The organism is Bacillus sp. CD3-5 (assembly GCF_006349665.1).
Classification (GTDB): Bacteria; Bacillota; Bacilli; order Bacillales; family Bacillaceae_G; genus Bacillus_A; species Bacillus_A paranthracis.
The window spans coordinates 142,503-166,047 of sequence record NZ_VEPX01000006.1 but is presented as its reverse complement, the minus strand read 5'-3'; the positions used below and the strand labels follow the sequence as shown (position 1 = coordinate 166,047).

Annotated in this window: 23 protein-coding genes, 1 tRNA gene and 2 riboswitches; of the genes, 16 read left to right on the top strand and 8 right to left on the bottom strand. The window is 35.8% G+C overall.

Going from position 1 to position 23,545, the window contains the following annotated elements; genetic code table 11:
* Nucleotides 1-57: 57 nt before the first annotated feature.
* The 3 genes from ispG to FH036_RS14215 form a co-directional block, all read right to left on the bottom strand.
* Nucleotides 58-1,161: a flavodoxin-dependent (E)-4-hydroxy-3-methylbut-2-enyl-diphosphate synthase gene (gene ispG, locus FH036_RS14225; RefSeq protein ID WP_011040674.1), complete on the bottom strand. Its 1,104-nt coding sequence runs from the start codon at nt 1,159-1,161 to the stop codon at nt 58-60.
* Nucleotides 1,162-1,325: 164 nt separating this feature from the next.
* Nucleotides 1,326-1,691 carry a hypothetical protein gene (locus tag FH036_RS14220; RefSeq protein WP_000825406.1) on the bottom strand — a complete coding sequence of 122 codons (366 nt, stop codon included), beginning with the start codon at nt 1,689-1,691 and terminating at the stop codon, nt 1,326-1,328.
* A 53-nt stretch (nt 1,692-1,744) separates the two neighbouring features.
* A complete protein-coding gene (locus FH036_RS14215) occupies nt 1,745-2,509 on the bottom strand; it encodes a DUF1189 domain-containing protein (RefSeq protein ID WP_139895898.1) in 765 nt (254 codons plus the stop codon).
* A gap of 242 nt (nt 2,510-2,751) precedes the next feature.
* On the opposite strand from FH036_RS14215, the gene FH036_RS14210 reads away from it, so the two are divergent.
* The 14 genes from FH036_RS14210 to glcK all read left to right on the top strand — a co-directional run bounded on the left by FH036_RS14210 (nt 2,752) and on the right by glcK (nt 16,980).
* Nucleotides 2,752-2,825: transfer RNA gene (locus FH036_RS14210), tRNA-Ile, on the top strand.
* Between the two features lie 221 nt (nt 2,826-3,046).
* A complete protein-coding gene (gene sodA / locus FH036_RS14205; RefSeq protein ID WP_001052031.1) occupies nt 3,047-3,658 on the top strand; it encodes a superoxide dismutase [Mn] in 612 nt (203 codons plus the stop codon).
* A 116-nt stretch (nt 3,659-3,774) separates the two neighbouring features.
* Nucleotides 3,775-5,052 (top strand): MFS transporter, encoded by a 1,278-nt coding sequence (locus FH036_RS14200; RefSeq protein ID WP_000871368.1) that lies wholly within the window; start codon nt 3,775-3,777, stop codon nt 5,050-5,052.
* A 109-nt stretch (nt 5,053-5,161) separates the two neighbouring features.
* Nucleotides 5,162-7,282 carry a peptidoglycan D,D-transpeptidase FtsI family protein gene (locus FH036_RS14195; protein WP_000516825.1) on the top strand — a complete coding sequence of 707 codons (2,121 nt, stop codon included), beginning with the start codon at nt 5,162-5,164 and terminating at the stop codon, nt 7,280-7,282.
* Nucleotides 7,283-7,604: 322 nt separating this feature from the next.
* Nucleotides 7,605-8,522 (top strand): phosphate ABC transporter substrate-binding protein PhoX, encoded by a 918-nt coding sequence (gene phoX, locus FH036_RS14190; RefSeq protein ID WP_000871254.1) that lies wholly within the window; start codon nt 7,605-7,607, stop codon nt 8,520-8,522.
* A gap of 27 nt (nt 8,523-8,549) precedes the next feature.
* A complete protein-coding gene (gene pstC / locus FH036_RS14185) occupies nt 8,550-9,500 on the top strand; it encodes a phosphate ABC transporter permease subunit PstC (RefSeq protein WP_000940902.1) in 951 nt (316 codons plus the stop codon).
* A 1-nt stretch (nt 9,501) separates the two neighbouring features.
* Entirely contained in the window at nt 9,502-10,368 is an 867-nt protein-coding gene (gene pstA, locus FH036_RS14180) for a phosphate ABC transporter permease PstA (protein ID WP_001242546.1), read from the top strand.
* Between the two features lie 28 nt (nt 10,369-10,396).
* A complete protein-coding gene (gene pstB, locus FH036_RS14175) occupies nt 10,397-11,212 on the top strand; it encodes a phosphate ABC transporter ATP-binding protein (RefSeq protein WP_000226683.1) in 816 nt (271 codons plus the stop codon).
* A 168-nt stretch (nt 11,213-11,380) separates the two neighbouring features.
* Nucleotides 11,381-12,037, top strand: coding sequence for a phosphate signaling complex protein PhoU (phoU, locus tag FH036_RS14170; protein WP_000251231.1), 657 nt, complete (start codon nt 11,381-11,383; stop codon nt 12,035-12,037).
* 379 nt (nt 12,038-12,416) lie between these two features.
* Nucleotides 12,417-14,771 carry a sugar phosphate nucleotidyltransferase gene (locus FH036_RS14165; protein WP_044793786.1) on the top strand — a complete coding sequence of 785 codons (2,355 nt, stop codon included), beginning with the start codon at nt 12,417-12,419 and terminating at the stop codon, nt 14,769-14,771.
* A gap of 69 nt (nt 14,772-14,840) precedes the next feature.
* The gene (gene rpmG, locus FH036_RS14160) at nt 14,841-14,990 is read left to right on the top strand and encodes a 50S ribosomal protein L33 (protein ID WP_001265616.1); all 150 of its coding nucleotides are present in this window, start codon (nt 14,841-14,843) and stop codon (nt 14,988-14,990) included.
* 104 nt (nt 14,991-15,094) lie between these two features.
* Entirely contained in the window at nt 15,095-15,673 is a 579-nt protein-coding gene (locus FH036_RS14155) for a 5-formyltetrahydrofolate cyclo-ligase (RefSeq protein WP_139895897.1), read from the top strand.
* A 103-nt stretch (nt 15,674-15,776) separates the two neighbouring features.
* On the top strand, nt 15,777-15,977 hold the full coding sequence (locus tag FH036_RS14150) for a YqgQ family protein (RefSeq protein WP_000949156.1): 201 nt from the start codon (nt 15,777-15,779) through the stop codon (nt 15,975-15,977).
* 19 nt (nt 15,978-15,996) lie between these two features.
* Nucleotides 15,997-16,980, top strand: coding sequence for a glucokinase (glcK, locus tag FH036_RS14145; protein WP_000391706.1), 984 nt, complete (start codon nt 15,997-15,999; stop codon nt 16,978-16,980).
* 80 nt (nt 16,981-17,060) lie between these two features.
* Here glcK and FH036_RS14140 read toward each other — a convergent pair whose 3' ends face one another.
* Nucleotides 17,061-17,234, bottom strand: a complete 174-nt coding sequence (locus tag FH036_RS14140) for a DUF2759 domain-containing protein (RefSeq protein ID WP_044793788.1) — start codon at nt 17,232-17,234, stop codon at nt 17,061-17,063.
* Nucleotides 17,235-17,404: 170 nt separating this feature from the next.
* Here FH036_RS14140 and FH036_RS14135 point away from each other — a divergent pair, with 170 nt between their 5' ends.
* On the top strand, nt 17,405-18,034 hold the full coding sequence (locus FH036_RS14135; RefSeq protein WP_000871248.1) for an MBL fold metallo-hydrolase: 630 nt from the start codon (nt 17,405-17,407) through the stop codon (nt 18,032-18,034).
* 9 nt (nt 18,035-18,043) lie between these two features.
* Complete coding sequence (locus FH036_RS14130; RefSeq protein WP_139895896.1) at nt 18,044-19,156, top strand: class I SAM-dependent methyltransferase; 1,113 nt, start codon at nt 18,044-18,046, stop codon at nt 19,154-19,156.
* 143 nt (nt 19,157-19,299) lie between these two features.
* Here the strand turns inward: FH036_RS14130 and FH036_RS14125 are convergent, their stop codons facing one another.
* From FH036_RS14125 to metI, 4 genes are all read right to left on the bottom strand, one after another.
* On the bottom strand, nt 19,300-19,590 hold the full coding sequence (locus FH036_RS14125; RefSeq protein ID WP_000894375.1) for an ArsR/SmtB family transcription factor: 291 nt from the start codon (nt 19,588-19,590) through the stop codon (nt 19,300-19,302).
* Between the two features lie 433 nt (nt 19,591-20,023).
* Nucleotides 20,024-20,536 carry a cysteine hydrolase family protein gene (locus FH036_RS14120; RefSeq protein WP_000379168.1) on the bottom strand — a complete coding sequence of 171 codons (513 nt, stop codon included), beginning with the start codon at nt 20,534-20,536 and terminating at the stop codon, nt 20,024-20,026.
* 164 nt (nt 20,537-20,700) lie between these two features.
* The gene (gene metC / locus FH036_RS14115) at nt 20,701-21,864 is read right to left on the bottom strand and encodes a cystathionine beta-lyase (protein ID WP_000122291.1); all 1,164 of its coding nucleotides are present in this window, start codon (nt 21,862-21,864) and stop codon (nt 20,701-20,703) included.
* Nucleotides 21,861-22,973: a cystathionine gamma-synthase/O-acetylhomoserine thiolyase gene (gene metI / locus FH036_RS14110; protein WP_000103875.1), complete on the bottom strand. Its 1,113-nt coding sequence runs from the start codon at nt 22,971-22,973 to the stop codon at nt 21,861-21,863. Before metI ends, metC begins: the two co-directional genes overlap by 4 nt.
* A 93-nt stretch (nt 22,974-23,066) precedes the next feature.
* Nucleotides 23,067-23,176, bottom strand: a riboswitch (SAM riboswitch).
* 203 nt (nt 23,177-23,379) lie between these two features.
* Nucleotides 23,380-23,489, top strand: a riboswitch (SAM riboswitch).
* Nucleotides 23,490-23,545 lie beyond the last annotated feature (56 nt).

Sequence of the window (23,545 nt, the reverse complement as noted above, 5' to 3'; positions counted from 1 at the left end):
CGAGCTTTTTTACGTAGAAAAGAAGGTTGCTCACAAATGTTGTGGGCAACCTTCTTTTTATTGTTCTTGTGTTTCTTTTTCTTTTTCTCGTTCAGCAGCCATTTCAGCAGCAATTACGTCGATTTCTTTTTTCAGTTCTTCTACCATTATTTCTTCTGGTACTTTACGAACGACTTGCCCTTTGCGGAATAATAGTCCTTCTCCGCGCGCGCCGGCAATACCGATATCAGCTTCACGAGCTTCACCAGGACCATTTACAGCGCAGCCAAGTACTGCAACCTTAATTGGTACTTGTAGTGTAGAAATGTACTCTTCCACTTCGTTAGCGATGCTAATTAAATCAATTTCAATACGACCGCAAGTTGGACAAGAAATAAGTGTTGCTGCATTAGATGCAAGGCCGAATGACTTTAATAGTTCACGCGCAACTTTTACTTCTTCAACTGGGTCAGCACTTAATGAAATACGTAGTGTATTCCCGATGCCTTTGCTTAAGATTGCTCCAAGACCAGCGGCACTTTTTACAGTTCCGGCAAATAACGTTCCAGATTCTGTGATACCTAAATGTAGTGGATAATCAAAAGCACGTGCAGCTTTTTCGTATGCTTCAATTGCCAAGTTAACATCAGAGGCTTTCATAGATACGATAATATCATGGAAATCTAAGTCCTCTAAAATTTTAATGTGATGCAGGGCGCTCTCAACCATACCATCTGCAGTTGGGTATCCGTACTTTTCTAAAATGTGACGCTCTAATGAACCTGCGTTTACACCGATACGGATTGGAATGCCGCGTTCTTTTGCTGCATTTACAACAGCTTCTACTTTATGGCGACGACCAATGTTACCTGGATTGATACGTACTTTATCAATGCCGCCTTCAATTGCTTTTAAAGCAAGGCGATAATCAAAATGAATATCAGCAACAAGTGGAATGTTGATTTGTTTTTTAATATCAGCAATAGCATTTGCTGCGCGTTCGTCTGGAACAGCAACACGCACGACTTGGCAGCCAGCTTCTTCTAAACGTTTAATTTCAGCAACTGTTGCTTCAACATCATGTGTTTTTGTTGTTGTCATACTTTGTATAATTAATTCATTATTACCGCCAATTGTTAAATTACCGACTTTAACTGGACGTGTTTTTGTACGATGAGTCATTTCATTCACGAATAGATCGCTCTCCTTATAAAAGAAGTTTCTTATTTAGTCCCTTATATCAATGATAGTATACGTGATACAGGGCTATAGAAACCGAAGTGCTCGGTTTCACTTTTACTATTGTATCAGCGCCTTTATGTAATTGACAAGGATTAAGTGATTGCTTATTGATATAACGGGAATTTATAAGACTTTCCAAGTTGTATTTTTGTAGCAGGTGTATTTTTATTTAATTGTTTAAAATCATCAATTACTTTTTCGATAGAAGGAATTTTCTTCTTATTAATCGCTTCTGTAATGGAAAGAACCGTATCACCTGTTTTGACTTCAATTGTTTTATAAGTGACATCTGTTTCTTTTTCCGCTTTGTTTTCTTTCTTTTGTTTTGTATTTGTACTTTCTTGTTTTATCGTTTCGGCCGCATTTGTCTTTTTATATGAACTTAACATCGGTAAAGTGCCGATTTTTATATCGTAATAAAATATATAACCAAGAACAAGCACGAATAAGAATATACCTAATCTCTTCATATTCTTCACTCCTTTGCTAGGAATATATGCTTGTCCAAAAAAAAAATGCCTATTTAGGCATTTTTTTCGTTCGGTTTTGGAACTTCTTTAATTGTTAAGTATAGAACAATTAAAACAACTGCGATATAAATGAATGTTGAGCCAGGTACAACGATTTTGAATAAATCCATCATCATAAAGAAGATGGTTGGAATTGTGTAGCTGTAGGCAGTTAACGTCCATACTTGCTTATAAGATAATTTACGTTGACCACTCATAGCAGAACCGATAAACGCAAGTAAAGTAATTCCTAAGAAAGTAATGAACAATTGGAATAGATATACTAACACTCCGATAACAGCTAGTAAAATTGGATAAATACTATCGAATACAGAAATGAAATCTTGCAAATCTTTTTTCTCAAGAGATGTCCCTAATAAATCATTGTAGGAGTATGTTTGCGTCTGGCCATTTCCTATAGAAACTACTTTATCTTTTAAAATAAATAAACCAGTTTTATTTTGATACTTTTCGATATCTGTTGTATTTGGATCAAATACGAAAAGAGCATCTCCCTCTTCTTTTTGAATAGGTTGTTCAATATCAGCTTTTAGTTCACCATTTTCGATTTTAAAATCAGGTAAATCTTTTTCAATTGCTTGATTTACCATAGTAACACTATCTTGGATAAAGCTACCGTAAAAGAATGTTCTTGGAATAGTAGTGATTAGACAAAGTAGCATAATATACAAAATGGTTTTTCCGATTTTTTGAAAACGGAATAGCGCCATATCTTTAGGCGAATATACGCTTTTGACTAATTGGGTAAATATGGACATAGATTCACTTCCTTTATGTATGTATAAAATCATTGTAACGTAGGAATCTAGGGAATCTCAAGATATATTATATTTACATATAGTAGAGATAACTAAATTTCTTTTTATTAATTTTCTTCTTTTAAATGAGAAAAATACAATTGACACTTTTCTTTTCTATATGGTAAATTTATCTTACATTTCTTAAAGGATATATCCGATAGGAATTCCTTTATTTGATGTATTATTACATACATAATTGTGGACCCTTAGCTCAGCTGGTTAGAGCAGACGGCTCATAACCGTCCGGTCGTAGGTTCGAGTCCTACAGGGTCCATATCCATTTCACATGTTTATTATGTCAGTAGGAAGCTTCCTTGTAGAAGGGAGCTTTTTTTATGAAATATATGAGCATTTTAATTGAAAAGAAGTGGGAATTTTGCTACTTTAATGATAGCAAGACAATGTGATTTATTTGTTTGCACCCTATGGCAATTAGGGTAGAATGTAGTTGTATGTCACTTAAGTGGCAATACATAAACTGGGAGGAATATAACAATGGCAAAACACGAATTACCAAATTTACCTTATGCGTATGATGCTTTAGAGCCTCACTTTGACAAAGAAACAATGAACATCCATCATACAAAACACCATAACACGTACATCACAAACTTAAACGCTGCTTTAGAAGGTCATGCAGAATTAGCTGACAAAAGCGTAGAAGAATTAGTTGCAAACTTAAACGAAGTACCAGAAGCAATCCGTACAGCAGTACGTAACAATGGTGGCGGACATGCTAACCACACATTCTTCTGGACAATCTTATCTCCAAACGGCGGCGGACAACCAGTAGGCGAACTTGCAACTGCAATTGAAGCGAAATTCGGTAGCTTCGATGCATTCAAAGAAGAATTCGCAAAAGCTGGCGCAACTCGCTTCGGTTCTGGTTGGGCTTGGTTAGTAGTAAATAATGGTGAGTTAGAAGTAACAAGCACGCCAAACCAAGATTCTCCTCTAACTGAAGGTAAAACTCCAGTTATCGGTTTAGATGTTTGGGAACATGCTTACTACTTAAATTATCAAAACCGTCGTCCAGACTACATCGGTGCATTCTGGAACGTTGTAGATTGGAACGCTGCTGAAAAACGTTACCAAGAAGCAAAATAATTGTAATAACGATAGAAAAAGCTAGGAGAATGCTCCTAGCTTTTTTCTATGCTTTCCTTTTACATAATTGAGCTTGTCTTTGGAAGACTAGAACATGAAGTAAAGGAGAGTTGTGTATGAAGTGGAAACATATAATTGGTGACGTTGAAGTGAATCGGGATTTAGTGTTATTACTCCTTATTGGAGGTTTATACACGCTCGCAATTTCTTTATCGAATACGTTTGTTAACATTTATTTATGGAAACAAACACAAAATTATGTGAATCTCGGCTTGTATAATTTGGCCAGCGTTGTATTGCAGCCCCTCACATTTCTTATAGGTGGGAAATTAGCGAAGCGTATTGATCGCTCGATCTTGTTACGAATAGGCGTAGGCACGTTAGCGATTTTTTTTATCGTTGTTTTAGTAGCGGGGAAAAGCGCTTCTCACTATATTTTATTAATGGGGGCTCTTTTAGGAGTCGGATATGGTTTTTACTGGCTCGCGTTTAACTTATTAACATTTGAGATTACAGAACCAGAAACAAGAGATTTCTTTAACGGGTTTCTTGGGCTTCTTACATCCTTCTCTGGCATGATTGGACCGATAGCAGCTGGATACACAATTTCACGTATGGAGAAGTGGAGTGGTTATACGGTCATATTCTTTCTCTCGTTATTGTTATTTGCAATTGCTGTCGTTTTAAGCTTTTTTGTATCTAAGAGAGAATGTGAAGGTCGTTATGAGGTTACACAAGTTTTGAAAGAGCGACGGATTGATAAAAATTGGGGGAGAATTACACGTGCTCATTTTTTCCAAGGATTGAGAGAGGGGACATTCATTTTTGTTATTTCAGTATATGTGTACTTAGCAACCGATAGTGAGCTTGCATTAGGGAAATATAGCTTAGTAAATTCTGCTGTATCATTTGTATGTTACTATTTAGTTGCCCGTATGTTAAAGAAAGAGTGGCGAAAAAAAGCAATTTTACTTGGAGGCATTATTTTATATGCTGTTGTATTTTTAGTTATATTCAATGTTACATACACAAAATTACTTATTTATGCAGCATGCATTGCGATTGCATACCCTATTTTACTCGTTCCATATGGATCGATGACATATGATGTAATTGGTAGAGCGAAAAATGCGAGAGAGTGGCGTGTAGAGTATGTTGTTGTCCGAGAATTATGGTTAAATGCCGGGAGAATTTGTTCAGTTTTAAGTTTTTTATGTGCTGTATTATTCTTTCCGCCTGAAAAGAGTTTACCTGTCTTACTATGTATTTTAGGTGCTGGACATTTTCTTATTTATTTTGCAGTTAAAAATGTCAAATATGATGAAGGAAATGCAGGGAACACAAGTGTCGTAGCGCAAGGAACCACGCAGAATCAAACAGAACCAGAAGGTTAACTTATCGTTTGTTTTATGCTAGAATAGAAAAAGATGTAAGACAGCAGTGAGGACACCTGTATGAAGGTGTCCCTTTCAAATTACATAGCTGTTGGTAGAGGGGGTTTGTATGGGCAAGAAGCAGAAACAACAAAAGAAAAAGACTCACGTTCCTTTTCGGTTAAACGTGCTGTTTTTCTGCGTGTTTTTAATGTTCTCCGCGGTTATTGTAAGGCTTGGTTATGTACAAATTGTTCGCGGTGAGGAATATAAGAATGAAGTGGAGAGGAAAGAAAACTCGACGATAAGTAATCCTGTACCACGTGGGAAAATATTTGACCGTTATGGGCGAGCTGTAGTAGATAATGCAGCTGTACGTACGATTACATTTACAAAAATGAAAGGATCAACTGCAGAGGCTCGCTTAGAAACAGCGAAAAAATTAGCAGATTTGATTGAAGTACCGACAGATAAATTAACAGATCGCGATAAAAAAGATTATTGGCTTGCTATTCATAAAGAAGAAGCGCAAGAAAAAATTACGAAAAAAGATCGTCAAGAGTTTAAAGATAAAAAAATTGACGATAAAGAATTAGATGAGCGTCAACGAAATCGCGTGACAGAAGAAGAAGTGAATCAATTATCCGCAAAAGATTTAGAAGTGCTAGCGATTAAAAGCAAAATGGACGGCGGATATGCGATGACACCACAAGTCATTAAAAAGGATGCTACAGAACAAGAATATGCGATTATTAGTGAAAATCTAGCAGCATTACCGGGTGTAGATACGAATGTTGATTGGGATCGAAAGTATATTTATGATGATTTATTCCGAAGTGTACTTGGCGGCGTGTCAACGTCTGATGAAGGTTTACCGAGAGAAAGACTAGATTACTATCTTGTTCGTGATTATAATCGAAATGACCGCGTAGGGAAAAGTTATCTTGAGCAGCAATATGAAGATAGTTTGCACGGTAATAAAGCGGAAGTGAGAAATATTACGGATAAAAACGGTAATATTTTAGAAACGATTAATGTATCAAAAGGGCAAAGTGGTAACAATCTGAATTTAACAATTGATATGGAATTACAAAAGCGTGTAGAAGAAATTATCACGAAAAATTTATTGAGATATAAAGGGGGACAACCTCTTTTAGATCGTGCATTCGTTGTAATGATGAATCCAAAAAATGGTGAAGTTTTATCTATGGCAGGGAAACAGTTAGTAGAAGAAAATGGCGAAACGAAAGTGCAAGATTTCGCATTAGGAACGATGACAAGTTCTTATCCGATGGGATCAACTGTAAAAGGTGCGACAGTACTTACTGGGTATCAGACAGGTGCCATTCAACCAGGTTCAGTTCAACTTGATGAACCAATCAGATTAAAGGGAACGCCACAAAAATCTTCTTGGAAGACGATGGGATACATTAATGATTTAACAGCATTAAAAATGTCTTCTAACGTATATATGTTTAAAACAGCGATGAATATCGCAGGTGTTCCATATGTAAGAGGTGGTACGTTAGATATACCACAAAAAGCATTTGATACGATGCGTTATTATTTCGGACAGTTTGGACTTGGTGTAAAAACAGGTATCGATTTACCAAATGAATCTGCGGGTCAAACAGGTAGAGGAAATCAGCCAGGTTTCTTATTAGATTTATCAATTGGGCAGTATGACACGTACACACCACTTCAATTAGCACAGTATGTTTCAACAATTGCAAATGGTGGTTACCGTATGCAGCCGCAAGTTGTAAAGGAAATTCGTCAACCGGAAGCGAAACAAGGCGAAGTTGGAAAAGTCGTTCATTCAATGGAACCAAAAGTACTAAACCGTATTGATATGCCTGAATCGCAAATTAAACGTGTTCAGGAAGGATTTAGACAAGTATTTAATGAGTCTGGTGGTACAGCTGCGAAATACTTTACAGGCGCATCATATAAAGCTGCTGGTAAAACAGGTACAGCTCAAACTGTGTATGGCGGAGATAAAGAGATTGGTAGAAAAGCAAACGGTGAGCGTAAAGAAACATATAACTTAACATTAGTAGGTTATGCGCCACTTGAAGACCCTGAAGTAGCATTTTCTGTTGTTGTACCTTGGGTAGATGATAAATCAGGTATTAACGGTTATATTAGTCGTGACATTATGGACGCGTACTTTGATTTGAAAAAGGTAGAAAATGGCGAAGCTACACAAGAGGAAATAGATAAGAAAAATAAAAAGCAAGATGATGAATAAAAAAGTTGTAAAAAAAGCACACTATCTGAAAAGATAGTGTGCTTTTTTTTTTGATTCATGCATACGTTTTAATAAAGTGGACAAGCAGATCATATCGGAATTTTAAGGGACCTTGCAAATAATACGTATGCATTCACTATGGAAGTTATGGACCAATCCTCAGTGAAGATGAACAGTGGCTACGGATTAATAATTTACCTAATGTTGATTCTTGTGGAACTTTACAAAACTTTTACAAACAATTAAAACCGAATTAATAGTTTAGCAGTATTCTTATATCTGTAATCCTGTTATTTCCGGTTACTTCTAGGAGGAAGAACACGTGAAATGGATAAGTGCATCAATTAAAGTTTTCATACTGTCAACATGTTTCTTTTATGTTGGCACGTCTACTGCATTTGCTGCGAATGAAATGGGAGAAGTGAGAGTTGATGGATCCTCAACGGTTTTTCCTATTATAGAAGCGGTAGCGGAGGAATATACAAAGGTGCATCCAAGCGTGAAAATTTCCATCAGTGTTTCTGGAACAGGAGGAGGATTTAATCGTTTCAGTAAAGGAGAAGTCGATATAAATAATGCTTCGAGAGTAATGAAACAAGTGGAAGAAAATGAAATGAAGAGAAACTCCATTCAGTTTACACCATTTGAAGTTGCTTACGACGGTCTTACGATCGTTGTGAATCGCGAAAATACTTGGGTAGACAATATGACGGTAGACGAGTTACGTCTATTATGGAGTGAAGATGGAAACGAAAAGCGATGGTCACAAATTCATTCTTCATGGCCACGTGAACAGGTGAAGTTTTATGCGCCAGGTGTAGACTCTGGTACGTATGATTATTTTCAAAACGTCATCTTACAAAATAATCGCATTGTAAAAAAAGTCTCTTTGTCTGAAGATGATCAAGTTATTATGCAAGGGGTAATGAATGATAAAAATGCCATTGCTTTTGTAGGATATGCTTATTATATGGCCAATCGAGATAAGGTGAGAGCAATAAAAGTGGATGGTGTACTTCCGACGAAAGATACGATTCAATCAGGTAAATATAAGCCATTATCTAGGTCGCTATTTGCTTATGTAAATGATGCATCTATCCGAAATAAAATGAATGTAGCGAATTATGTTGAGTTTATGATTCAGCATGTTGGTAATCTTGCTGAAGAGGTAGGATATGTAAAATTACCAAAAGAAAAATACAATGAACAGCTGCGGATGTTAACAGAAATAAAAAGGTAATGTCAGGGTGGAAAGGGGTTTTCATCTTTGGCTCATAATGACAAAAGTCAAATTACATTTTCTGTACAACATTTGATTGAGAGAAATACAAAACAAAGAAAAAAAACGCAGCGAATCAATCAAATCGTTCCATTATTACTAAAAATAATTGCTAGTGTGTCTATTGTGACGACACTTGGAATTATTTTTACGCTGGCAAATGAAACAATGATGTTTTTTCAAAAAATACCATTGCTCTCCTTTTTGACAGAGAAAGAATGGTTACCTTTTTTTGAAGATCCTAAATTCGGTATATTACCACTTATATGTGGAACGTTCCTTGTAACAACAATTGCTATGTTCGTAGCAATTCCTATCGGTTTAGCGTGTGCCGTATTTTTAAGTGAATATGCTTCAAACAGTGTAAGAAAAGTATTAAAACCGATGTTAGAACTATTAGCAGGTATCCCGACGATTGTATATGGTTTTTTTGCATTAACAGTTGTCACACCGCTTTTACAGCGGATTATACCAGATTTACAGTTTTTTAATGCGATTAGTCCAGGTATTGTTATTGGCTTTATGATGATACCGACAATTGCATCTCTGTCTGAAGATGCAATGAGAGCTGTAGCGAAAGGGACGAAAGAAGCTTCGTTAGCACTTGGAGCAACTCGGTTTGAAATGGTAAAACAAGTCGTGTTTCCTTCAGCTTTCGCAGGGATTATGGCAGCGATTATATTAGCTGCTTCAAGAGCAATCGGTGAAACGATGATCGTTGTAATTGCAGCAGGGTCCACACCGAACGTATCTCTCGATCCGACACACTCTATTCAAACGTTAACAGCTTATATTGTGCAAGTGAGTTTAGGTGATGCTCCGCATGGAACAATTACTTATTACAGCATGTACGCTGTAGGCGCAATGTTATTCTTGTTTACTTTTATAATGAACATCATTTCGCAGTTTATTATGCGCCGCTTTAGGAGGGTGACATAATATGCGCATGTTGAATCATAAAAAAATACAAGAAAATATGGCATCACGTTTTTTAAAAGATCGAATTTACAAATTGTTATTTTATATGGCAATTTTGTTTTCAATAGTAATCCTGCTTATTTTGCTTTTTCAAATTTTTGAAAAAGGTGTCAGTTACCTTTCGTTAGATTTCTTTACAAACTTCGCTTCGCGTAATCCGAAAGAAGCTGGGATTGTTGCAGCTTTGTCAGGAACAATATTATTTATGAGTATTGTTATACCACTCTCCTTTATATTTGGGGTCGGAACTGCTCTTTATTTAGAGCAATATGCGAAGGAATCTATATTTAAAAAGGTAATAGAAATTAATAATCAAACGTTAGCGGGAGTACCTTCCGTCGTATTTGGATTACTCGGCTTAACCATTTTTGTATACGCTCTTCACTTAGGTGAGAGTATTATTGCAGCGGCACTGACGATGAGCTTACTCGTCTTACCGACAGTTGTTGTAGCGAGTCAAGAAGCGATACGATCTGTACCGAGGTCATTATTAGAAGCTTCTTACGGGTTAGGTGCTACGAAGTGGCAAACGATGTATCAAGTTGTATTGCCATATGCGTTCCCAGGAATTATAACAGGTTGTACGTTAGCGATATCAAGAGCGATTGGAGAAGCGGCACCGTTATTAGTTATCGGGGCACTTGCATTTGCAAATTATGTTCCGTTTAGTATGTTTGATAGATTTACAGTTTTACCAATTCAAATTTTTAATTGGATGAGTAGACCACAGGAAGAATTTCAGTATGTAGCAGCTGCTGGGATGATTGTTTTGTTAGGTTTGTTGCTCTTGATCAATATAGTTGTCCTATGGTTACGAAATCGAAAATAAGTTGGAAATGGATGAAAGGGGAATTCAAATGGTAGCAACAGTAGTAAATGTACAGGTGAAAAACGAGGAGAAAATCGAGACTGCGCCAAAGAAAGTAGTATTTGATACGAAAAACTTAAATTTATGGTATGGAGAAGACCATGCTTTAAAAGATATCAACTTAAGTATTCATGAGAATGAAGTTACAGCAATTATCGGGCCAAGTGGTTGTGGTAAATCAACGTACTTAAAAACATTAAATCGTATGGTAGAGTTAGTACCAATCGTGCGAACTACAGGCGTAATTGAATATAGAGAGCGCAATATATTTGATAAATCATATCCAGTTGAAGAATTACGAACACATGTAGGAATGGTGTTCCAAAAACCAAATCCATTTCCAAAATCTATTTATGAAAATGTAGCATATGGCCCGAAAATTCATGGGATTAGCGACAAGAAAACGTTAGATGAAATTGTTGAAAAAAGTTTACGTGGAGCAGCGATTTGGGATGAGTTAAAAGATCGTTTGCATGATAATGCATACGGTTTATCTGGTGGACAGCAACAGCGTCTATGTATTGCACGTTGTTTAGCGATTGAACCAGACGTTATTTTAATGGATGAGCCAACATCAGCACTAGATCCAATTTCAACATTAAAAGTAGAAGAATTAATTCAAGAGTTAAAGAAAGATTTTAGTATCGTTATCGTAACGCATAACATGCAACAAGCTGCGCGTATTTCAGATAAAACTGCTTTCTTCTTAAGTGGAGAAGTTGTAGAGTATACAGATACAAATAAATTATTTACGACACCTTCAGATAAGCGTACAGAAGATTATATTACAGGCCGATTCGGTTGATGTCGCTAGCAAGGCTAAGAGCAAATACCCTCTTAACAGAGGGTATTTCTTATTTTTACCTTATTTAAGATAGGAGAAGTAATACTCCTCCTATCTTAAGGTTTATTATAAGTAGGCTAGGTAGGAGAGTTATATATAGTGGTACATAATATTGAGGGGGAAGAAACAATGGTACGAGAACAATTTCAATGTGATTTAAAAACGTTACAGCAAAAGGTGATTGAGCTTGGTGAACTAGCGAGAGAAGCTTTATTGCTTGCTATGGAAGGGCTTCATAAAAAGGATGTAGAGAAAGCGTTAGAGGTAATAGATGGTGATTATCGTATGGATAATTTAGAAGAGGAAATAAATGATCTTGCGCTTATGCTCATTACGAAGCAGCAACCTGTAGCGAGTGATTTAAGAAGGATTTTCATTTCAATTAAAACAGCGACAGATTTAGAACGGATTGCAGATCATGCTGTTAATATTGCGAAATCAACCATTCGTCTCGGGGAAAAAGACGTGTCTGTTAGTTTGCACAATCTTGATGAGATGTTTGCGATTGCAAATAAGATGTTACAGTTAGCGCTAGATGCATATGAGCAAGAAAATTTAACTTTTGCGAAACAAATTGCCGAAATGGATGATTCTGTTGATGAAATATATGGGAAAGCGATTCGTGAATTTATATCTTCAGTTCCAGAACAACCAGAAGCAATTACACAAATTACACAATTATCCTTTGTAGCGAGATATATCGAACGTGTAGCAGACCATATTACAAATATTGCTGAAAATGTTTTTTATTTAGTAAAGGGAAAGCATTACTTATTAAATGAATAAAGAAAAAAGCAGGTGAAACATCACCTGCTTTTTTTAGTCAAAACATGACAAAAAAAGCTCGTTGTTTCCTTTAGTTTATGATGATAAGATGTATCATAATATAATGGAAAAAATAGGGCGTATATGTTATTCGCTTATTAAGTAATATTTTAAAAATTAATAGTAAGCGCTTTCTTAAGTTGTTGAAAGGTGAATGTATATAAGGGGAACTTTACTGCCTGCCGGCCCGATTGGTCAAGGCTAATAATCAGTAGGGGAGGAAGAAAACCCCCACTGATTAAAGTTTCACTTTATTTTATACTGCTAGTTAATGCTGGGTAGATAATATACATATCGTATATGAAGTTACTGAACATTATATAAGTGGAGGCTGAAGTATATGAAGGGGGTTATTTTAGCTGGAGGAAAAGGACGACGCCTTAGACCATTAACATGTAATACTCCAAAGCCGATGTTGCCATTATTAGAAAAGCCAGTTTTAGAATACAACATTGAATTATTGCGTCAGCATGGTATACGTGAGATTGCCATTACTGTTCAGTATATGAGTGCGGCTATTAAGCAATATTTTGGTGACGGTAGCAAATGGGGCGTTAACTTGTACTACTTTGAAGACTCTCCACCGCTTGGAACTGCAGGGAGTATTAAACAAGCGGAAAAATTTTTGGATGAACCGTTTGTTGTCATAAGTGGGGATGCGTTAACTGATTTTCAATTATCAGAAGGAATTACGTTTCATGAACAAAAGAAAAGAATGGTAACTATGTTTGTAAAGGAAGTAGAAAATCCACTCTCATTTGGTTTAGTTGTAATGAACAAAGAACAAGAGGTTACACGATACATAGAAAAACCGAGTTGGAATGAAGTAGTCTCTAATATTGTGAATACAGGTATATATATTATGGAGCCAGAAATTTTTTCTTACATACCGCCCCGAGAATTTTTTGATTTTAGTCAAGATGTGTTTCCGTTATTGGCAAATAAGAACGCATTATTTGCATATTTGTCAGAAGGTTACTGGTTAGATATCGGTACATTTGATCAATATCGACAAGCACAATTTGATTTGTTAACGAAAAAATTGCAAGTACCTATCCCATATACGGAAGTATTACCGATGGTATGGATGGGAGAAGGGGTAACGATTGGAAAAGGAACGAAAATTCACGGCCCTTCTTTTATTGGAGAAGGAGCAAAAATTGGTGCCGGGGCTGTAATTGAGCCGTACTCTATTATCGGGAAAAATAGTATTGTTTCGAGTTATTCTCATCTTCAAAAAAGTATTATTTTTGCAAATGCGCACATTGGGAAATATTGTGAGTTACTAGAAACGACAATAGGAGAACATACAATGGTGGAAGATGATGTTACATTGTTTCAAAAAAGCATTGTAGCGGACCATTGTCATATAGGGAAAAGTACGGTAATTAAGCAAAAGGGAAAACTATGGCCATATAAGGCGATTGATAGTCATTCGGTAGTAGGATCGGCTGGTGTTCAAGAAAGTGAGAAGAGTGCAGGATGGTTGCAAAAAAGCCGCATTGTAGGAAGAGGGAACGTTGAAATCACCCCTCAATTTATTGTAAAGGTTGCGATGGCGTACGGATCTCTTTTTACAAAAGGGGAAAGTATATTAATCGGGAGTCAAGAACATATAGAAACGACTTCTTATAAAAATCTTTTTCTTCATGCCATTCATGGTATTGGGATTCATACGATGGAATGCAAAGAAATGAACGAATCACTTTTTCAGTACAGCATTCAAGATTTGCAATGTGCGGGCGGGGTTTTCATTCAAGCGGAAAAAGAAAAAGAGATTGTTATAAAGTTGTATGGTAAGGATGGGGCACAGTTAACGTATAAGCAGCAAAAAGCGATAGAACAAGTATATATGTCTGAGTCGTTTTATTACGTATGTGAGAAGGAAATGGGGCGGAATAAGCTAGTACACGTTTCTTTACATAATTATATAGAGGCTGTATTAGAGCGTATTGATATTGAGAAAATAAAAAAACAGAAGTTCCATCTTCTTATTAATAAGAGAAATGATATGTTACAACATTTGCTTATGCTCTTTTTGCAAAGGCTCGGATGCACAGTTACGTGGATTTATGCGGGCGAACAAAAGGATCATGTGAAAGCTTTGATGAAATCAAGTAAAGCAAATATGGCGCTTATGTTTTCAGAGCAAGGAAATTATTTCGAGTTATATGATAATCATAGTAATATTTACCAAGGGACGGATTTTGAAGAGATTGATATTCCAGATTTATTACTGGAATCGGCAGGAAATATTTACCCAATGTCTTTGAAATTAGGAGAATGTTATCTTCTATTTTATACGCAGGATGAAAAAAAATCGTTTCAAGCGAGATGGAAGCGAGATATTTTATATCGAATTGGAAAATTATTCGAGTTAATAGCATTGCAGGGAAAAACCTTTCTCAGCATAGTAGAGCAATCGCCGCCGCTTTATTTACTTTGTGATGAAGTTGTATGTTCATGGAATGAAAAAGGAAAAGTGATGAGGAAATTATTGGCTGATATCGAAAGGAAGGAAGAAGGCATATTTGAAGGAGTACAGTTCAAATATACCGAAAAAGAGTGGTCTTATATCGTTTCTGACACAAAACAACCGAAATTTTTAGTGTATTCACATGCTAGAAACCCAGTAATAGCAAGGGAAAACATGAAAAATCTTATAGAAAAAATTAGACAATATCAAAAGGTGTAGAATTTTTATTTTAAAAGTGGTATTATAGTATAGTCTGATTTAAGTTATTAGTACTGGAGGGAAATAAGAATGCGTGTGAATATTACTCTAGCATGTACAGAATGCGGAGATCGTAACTATATCTCAAAGAAAAACAAACGTAACAACGCTGAGCGTATCGAGCTTAAAAAGTATTGCAAGCGTGACAAGAAGTCTACGTTACACCGTGAAACAAAGTAAGCAGTAGGAATATTTTCCTACTGTTTCTTTTTTTATTCGATTCCTCTCTTAAAAGTGATACACTATCATCGTAGAGCAAAGTATCACTGTGAGGGGGGAAATGTGTGAGAGAAGAGAAACTACGTTTACGTAAACAAATAATAGAGCACATGAATTCTTTATCAAAAGAACGGTATACAACTTTATCAGAGCAAATTGCATGTTCGTTGTATGCACAAAAAGAGTGGGCTGAAGCTAAAACAATTGGAATCACTCTTTCAATGGAAAATGAAGTGAATACATATCCTATTATCGAAAAAGCTTGGGAAGAAGGAAAGAAAGTTGTTGTTCCGAAGTGTAATAAAGAAACAAGAACAATGTCCTTTAGGCAAATTAGTAATTTTGATCAATTGGAAACAGTGTATATGAATTTACGTGAGCCAATTCCAGCGCTTACGGAAGAAGTGAATGCAGATGAAATTGACCTTCAAATTGTACCAGGTGTAGCTTATACAGAGCGAGGAGAACGGATTGGATATGGTGGTGGCTATTATGATCGTTATCTCATGCATTATAAAGGGAAAACGCTATCATTAGCTTATAGTTTTCAAATGGTAGACCATATTCCAATAGAGCCGTTTGATAAAAATATAGAAAAAATTATTACAGAAAAAGGAACAATGGTTAAAAATGGGCTTGTATAGACAAATAAAAATTGACGAGACTTTTTCTTCTTGATTATAATAAAATATGTGAACGTTTTCTTATTATAATTTTTTATAGTAAGTGAGCATAGAGGGTGATGAAATGTTATCTATATATGATATTCAGCAATTGCTAAAGAAATTTGGTACGATTATTTATACGGGAGATCGAATTGCAGATTTACAATTAATGCAAGATGAATTGCGTGAATTAAATCAATCACAGCTAATCGATTCACAAGACTATCAAACAGCTTTATTTTTATTGAAGCAAGAAATTCAAAAAGAGCTAAATAAGAATTAGATAAAGGTAGGTAAGTAACATGGAAGAGAAATGGTTAGTTGGTGTTGACCTTGGTGGTACAACGATTAAATTAGCATTTATTAATGTATACGGTGAAATTTTACATAAGTGGGAAATCCCTACGAATACAAATGAGCAAGGAAAACATATTACACTTGATGTAGCGAAAGCTATTGATAAAAAGTTAGAAGAGTTAGGCGAATTAAAAAGTAAGTTAATCGGTATTGGTATGGGAGCTCCTGGCCCTGTACACGTGGCGTCTGGAATGATTTATGAAGCGGTTAACTTAGGATGGAAGAACTATCCGTTAAAAGATTTATTAGAAGTAGAAACAGGATTACCTGTTGTGATTGATAATGATGCGAACTTAGCAGCGCTTGGTGAAATGTGGAAAGGTGCTGGTGAAGGAGCAAAAGATTTAATTTGTATGACGCTTGGCACTGGTGTTGGCGGCGGTGTAATTGCCAATGGAGAGATTGTACACGGCGTAAGCGGTGCTGCTGGTGAAATCGGACACATTACAGTCGTTACAGAGAACGCTTTCCCATGTAATTGCGGGAAGTCTGGTTGCCTAGAAACTGTAGCATCTGCAACAGGTATTGTGCGTGTTGCTATGCAAAAAATACAAGAGACTGATAAAGAAAGTATTCTACGTTCTATGTTAGCAGAAGAAGGACGTATTACATCAAAAGACGTATTTGAAGCACATGGACAAGGTGATGAACTAGCAGGCGAAGTAGTAGAAAAGGTAGCTTCTTATTTAGGATTAGCTGTAGCGAACCTTTCTAGCACGTTGAATCCAGAGAAAATCGTTATTGGCGGAGGCGTTTCTAAAGCTGGAGATGCACTTTTAGAACCAATTCAACGCTATTTTGAACAATATGCTTTCTCACGTGCTGTAAAGAGCACGAAGTTAGCTATTGCAACACTTGGTAATGATGCAGGTGTTATCGGAGGAGCTTGGCTTGTAAAAAAGCACAAATACGAAGCGAAGATGATATAAGTTGTGAAGTATGAAAAGAGGAAGGGGAAACCCTTCCTCTTTTTGTGCGAAATCTTGATGAAGACGAGCATGTAAATGAATTAAGCTGCTGGTGGGTACCCGTTATATAGAACAGTCATGATTGTAAACCATCCGAAAACGAGTACAGTTGCAATTGCAAAGCCGCCCGCGAGAAAATTCTTTTCGCGAAGTGTTCTAAGCGTAGCAAATACAGCTAACAGAGTGACTAATGCAAAAATAATAACAAGGCCCATACAATATCCTCCTCTGTCTCCCCATTCCTTAATATGAGTTTTTGGAATATTTACTCTTTTATATTGTACATGTTTTAAAAATGATTGTCGAGATAGCATCCTTTCTTTTCCTAAGAGAAAAAAATGTTGTATCATTGAAAGTAAGTTTAATAATTGGAGGAGATTTTCATATGAAATGGATACAAATGCCGTTAGGCCCATTACAAACAAATGCTTATATTTTAACGAATGAGCAAAATGAGTGTATTATCTTTGATCCTGGTCACGAAGGAGAGAAGCTCGTTACATATTTACAAGAAGAACAATTAAAGCCACTGGCTGTTTTATTAACACATGCTCACTTTGATCATATTGGTGCTGTTGATGCGGTAAGAGACGCTTTTCATATTCCTGTGTACGTACATAAAGAAGAAGCAGATTGGTTAGGCGATGCAACTGTAAATGGTTCTCAAATCTTTATGATGAATCGCAGCATTACAGCAAAACCAGCAGATCATATTATTGATGCAGAAGGTGCATTAGCAATTGGTTCATTTAACTTTGAAATTTTTGAGACACCAGGACATTCTCCAGGCAGTATTTCTTATTACTGTAAAGAGGCGAATGCTGTATTTTCTGGAGATGTATTGTTCCAAATGAGTATTGGAAGAACAGACTTACCTGGTGGAAGTTTTGCAGAATTGATTGGAAGTATTGAAGAGAAATTATTTGTATTACCTGATGAAACAGCGGTGTTATGTGGACATGGTCCAGAAACAAGCATTGGTTTTGAAAAAGAAAATAATCCATTTTTACAGTAAGGAGCTAGTATGGAGATGGAGCTCATTTTAAAAGAATGGATGGAAAAAGAAAAGGATTATTCAATTTCATACAGTACATATATGAACCTCGCATTATACGCAGAGGAATATGGATATTATATGAAAGAACGTGAAAAAATAGGAAGACAAGGGGATTTTTTTACAAGTAGCAACGTATCCTCTGTGTTTGCAAAAACCTTTGCTAAGTTTTTTATTCGTCTTGTTGAAAATGGTGAGGTTGCTCCACATATTTGTGAGATTGGTGGGGGGACAGGAAGGTTTGCCTATGATGTTTTACAAGAATGGAAGCAATTATCACCGGAAACCTTTATTGCTTTAAACTATTCGATAATTGAAATGAGCCCTTTTCATAGAAAATTGCAGCAAAAGACTCTTTGTTCGTTTTCTAATGTGTCATATTATACGTCGCATAGTGAAATGGGAGAATCGTTCGAGGGGATTCTTTTTTCGAATGAGTTATTTGATGCATTTCCTGTTGAAGTAATTGAGAAGAGAAATGGAATATTGTATGAAGTACGTGTTACGTACACAGAGGAAGGGAAACTTGCAGAAGTATGTAGGCCGTTACATAAAAGAATTGGTCGATACTTATTGGAATATAATATTCATCTTGCTGAAGGCCAGCGTTTTGAAGTGCCAATTGCGATGGAAGAATATATAAAAGAAATGGCGAAATGGTTTCAACGAGGTGTATGTATTACAGTTGATTATGGATATACAAAAGAAGAATGGATGCATCCTGCACATCAAGAAGGTAGTTTACGAGGATATTACGAGCATAAGTTAATTCGTAATCCTTTAGCGTATCCAGGTGAAATGGATCTTACTACTCATATTCATTGGGACGAACTGAAAGAAATGTTTAGCCTGCAAGGTATGAATATGGTATGGCATAAGAAACAATCTGAGTTTTTGTTAGCAGCAGGAATACTAGAGCTGCTTACGAATCATCAAGATCGGGATCCTTTTTCTGAAATTCAAAAACAAAATCGTGCAGTTCATTCTATGATTTTGAGTGGAGGATTAGGGAGTGCATGTGATGTTGTTATACATACGAAACATATGCAACAGTTACACTTGGATCGGTATTTGAAAATATAAAAAACAAGACACAGCATAGTTCTGTGTCTTGTTTTTTAATACGACTTATGTAGCATCATATATTTCCTCTCATGATATATATTTATATTAAAGATATGAGATGAAAAATATAAAATACGTCCTTTTTCTCTGTCTATGAGTCCCTAACCCAATAATACGCGAACGAGTTGAATAATTGTCTCGTTTTCTACTTTGTAATAAATTTCCAATCCTTTTCTTTCACTTGAAACGATTTTAGCACTTTTTAACTTTGCTAAATGCTGTGAAATTGTAGATTGTGGCATGTTTAAGCCAGTGTACATTGTAGAAACGTTGCTTGGACCGCGTTCAATTAATCCTTTTACAATACATAAGCGAACAGGATGAGCAAGTACTTTCAATAATTCTGCATTGCTTTCATATAGTTCTATTTCTTTTTGAAAGGTTTCTAACATGTTCTTTTCCACCTCCGTGTGAGCTGTTATACCATACTATACATACCAAAAAATTAAAGAAAAGAAAACAGTTGTTGCAGAAAAACATTCCTAAAGTAAAGAAATTGTAAGAAAAGAGACCCTGATGTAAATAAAGTAGATAATTTAGCACGGTTTTGTAAAATGACATTTTTGGGTGAAAATTTCGATGCGTTTTAAAAATTGAAAGATATAGATATATTTGTAACACAATTTTATCATGATTTTCTTATTCTTTCAAATGAATATACGAAATTTTTAAAATAATATGACAAAGGAATTATAATGTTATATATAGAATATAAAACAGGTTAAAAGAAAAGAAGCCGAATGTAGTCAGCTTCTTTATGGTGAAAATGAAATGTTTGAATATAGCTGATACATCTTAGAATTACCAAGACGTTAGTTATGTATTCTAGATTTCATCTTTCATCAATTTTAAAAATCTGTGGTTCCATATATTTTCATAAAAATCAATTGTCTCTTTTGCGGACATAAATGGATTATTTAACGTAGAGGTTGCTTTCTGGAACATGAAGTTTTCGTACCCTAGTCCATGGGCAAATTTAATTGTGGTATCCATACAGTACTCTGTTTGGGCACCACAAAATTCAATACGATGTACAGATAATTGATCTAAAATCTCTTTCAAGTTTGTGTTATAAAAAGAATTGGCATGTGTTTTTCTTACAAAAAAATCGTGTTTTTGAACATCTAAATCTGAATGAATAGCCCAAAGTTCTTTTTCAGGTACTAAATCATCATCACAATGTTGAACGAAAAGAATTGGTTTATTTGATTTTCTGTATGAAGAAATTCTTTTATTTACTTTTGTAAGTAAATTTTGTAAATTAAATAAATGCTCCTCACTATAACATACTCCATTTTGTAAATCGATAACGATTAAAACATCTGCACATGTATCCATTATTTTTGCCCCTTTTTTTACTTCTTAATATATCAATTAATTCATTACTTGGAAATAGATAGTGATCTGTCATTTTTTTTATGAATTATACGAAGGGTTGACAAATATACTTATCAGCGTAAAAAAGAAGATATGATAACTTAATTTCATATCTTCTCTGCTCTCTATGCATTTACAGGCTCTTCTACATAAGAAAGGGCATTTTCAAAATCGGATATTAAATCGTCAACATTTTCAAGACCGACGGATAGCCGAAGTAATGAATTTGAAATCCCTCTTTCATCACGAGCTTCTTGCGATAGTGCTGCATGTGACATTTTAGCTGGGTAGGAAAGGATCGATTCGACAGCCCCTAAACTAACCGCAAAGACAGGTAATTTTACTTTTGATAAAAATTGGCGAAGTGCGTCTTCTGATTGTAAAGTGAAAGATAGGACAGCTCCTGCTGATGTAGCTTGAGATTGTTGAATGTTAAATCCAAGATGTGTTTGTAATCCTGGATAATAGACATTTTGAACTTTAGCGTGCTCTTGTAAATAGTGTGCAATTTTATTGGCATTAGCAGCTGAATGCTCAAGACGTACATGCAATGTTTTTAGACCACGAAGTACGAGAGAACAATCTTGCGGGCCTAGAATAGCGCCGAATGAATTTTGTAAAAAGCCAAGTTTTTGAGCGAGATCGGTATCTTTTACAACTGCTAATCCGGCAGTAACATCACTATGACCGGCAATGAATTTTGTGGCACTATGAAGAACGACATCAGCGCCAAGGTCAAGTGGTTTCTGGAATAGTGGTGTCAAAAATGTATTATCAACAAAAGTAAGGGCGCCAATAGATTTTGCAAGTTTAGAAACAGCACGAATATCTGTCACTTTTAAAAGTGGATTGGAAGGTGTTTCTACATAAAAGAGTTTTGTATTTGGCTTAATGTTTTGCTTTATTTCTTCTAAATTGGTCATATCAACAAATGTATGTGAAACACCGTAACGGGAGAGAACTTCAGTTATCATTCGATAAGTTCCTCCGTATACGTCTTCTGAAATGAGTACGTGATCACCTTGTGAAAGGAGGAGGAATGCAGTAGAAATCGCTGCAATTCCTGATGCGAAGGCAAATCCTTTTGTTCCGCCTTCTAATAAAGCAATGATGTCTTCAAGAGCTTCACGAGTTGGATTGCCTGACCTGCTATAGTCATATTTCCCGAACGTATCTACATCAAATTGGTGAAATGTTGATGTGTTATAGATGGGAACGTTAACAGCTCCTGTTTGCGAGTCATGTTTATATTGGTTGTGCAGTAAGAGTGTATCTATAGAATAACTCATATTCTTACACCTTCTTTTACAAGTTTAATGGCTTGCTTTAAGTCTTGAATTAAATCGTTACTATTTTCAATACCAACGGAAAATCGAAGAAGACGATTACATACACCGTTTGCTGTTCTAATTTCTTCAGGAATATCAGCGTGTGTTTGTGTTGCTGGATATGTCATTAAACTTTCAACACCACCGAGACTTTCGGCAAATGTAATTAAGGATAAAGATTGTAAGAATGGATTAATCCATGTTTCATCTTTCAGACGAAACGAGATCATGCCGCCTCTTCCAGGATAAAATACATCTGTCACCCCATCCTCATCATTTAAATAAGCAACAACTGCTTTTGCATTTTCTTCATGTTGTCTCATGCGAAGCGCTAACGTTTTCATACCACGAATTAATAGCCATGAGTCAAATGGACTTAAGACTGCACCAGAGGCATTATGATAATGAGCGATTTCCTCACAAAGTTCCTTTCCTTTTGCAACGACAAGTCCGCTTAGTACATCGTTATGACCACCTAAATATTTCGTTGCACTATGAAGTACAATATCGGCACCTTCTGTTAATGGCTGCTGTATATAAGGTGTGTAGAATGTGTTGTCTACAATAAGAAGTAGTCCGTGTCTTTTCGCTACAGTTGCAACAGCGGCAATATCGGTAACTTGCATTAATGGATTAGTTGGAGTTTCTATGAAAATAGCCTTCGTTTTCGTTGTGATGGCTTGCTCAATTTGTTTAATAGATTGTGTATTTACGTATCTACATCGAACGTTCCACTTTTTTTCGTGCTCAGAAAATAATCGATAAGTGCCACCGTATAAATCTTCGGAAACAATAAGTTCGTCTCCAGAGCGGAATAGGGAAAGGACAAGAAGAACGGCTGCCATCCCTGAACTACAGGCATAACCTTGTTCACCGCATTCTAAGTCTGCGATTGCCTGTTCTAATAGGCCGCGCGTTGGATTTCCAGTTCGTGAATAATCAAATCCAGTAGATTTACCAATTCCTTCGTGACGATAAGCAGTTGAAAAATAAACAGGTGGATTAACAGTTCCTGTTGTAGTTTCACTCCGGTTTCCGATTTGCGCTAATTTTGTTTCGATAGTTGACATGTGAAAATTCCTCCTTTTTAAATTGAACCATTAGTTGAATATAAAATAAAAAAGCCTTCTAAGAAGAAGGCTTTCGGTTTGAATAGAGTCTTCTTCTCATCTGTCAAATCTTTCACAATTTGCTGGAATTAGCACCTTATTAACAAATGTTAATGGTTGCTGAGGCGTCATAGGGCCAGTCCCTCTACCTCTCTAGATAAGAATGTTCGTATGAAATTTTATTATGTTTTTAACTTTACAACAAAAGATAATTGAATTGCAACTTTATTTTAAATAATTTTTATTTTTCCGCAAGTGTCATTGACTTTTATATTTGTGCGTGCTAAATTTATAAAAAAATTAACAAACATTGTTAAAAGGGGAACGCATTTCCTTTTAGCTACATAAATAAAATAATAAAGACAAACTCTTATTGAGAGCGGTGGAGGGAAAGGCCCTGTGAAACCCGGCAACCTTCAAACGAAATGTTTGAAACGGTGCTAATACCTGCAAAACGAATGTTTTGCATAATAAGAGGAGGATCGATTATGTCCCCCTCTTCAAAGTGAAGAGGGGGTTTTTATATTGATAGA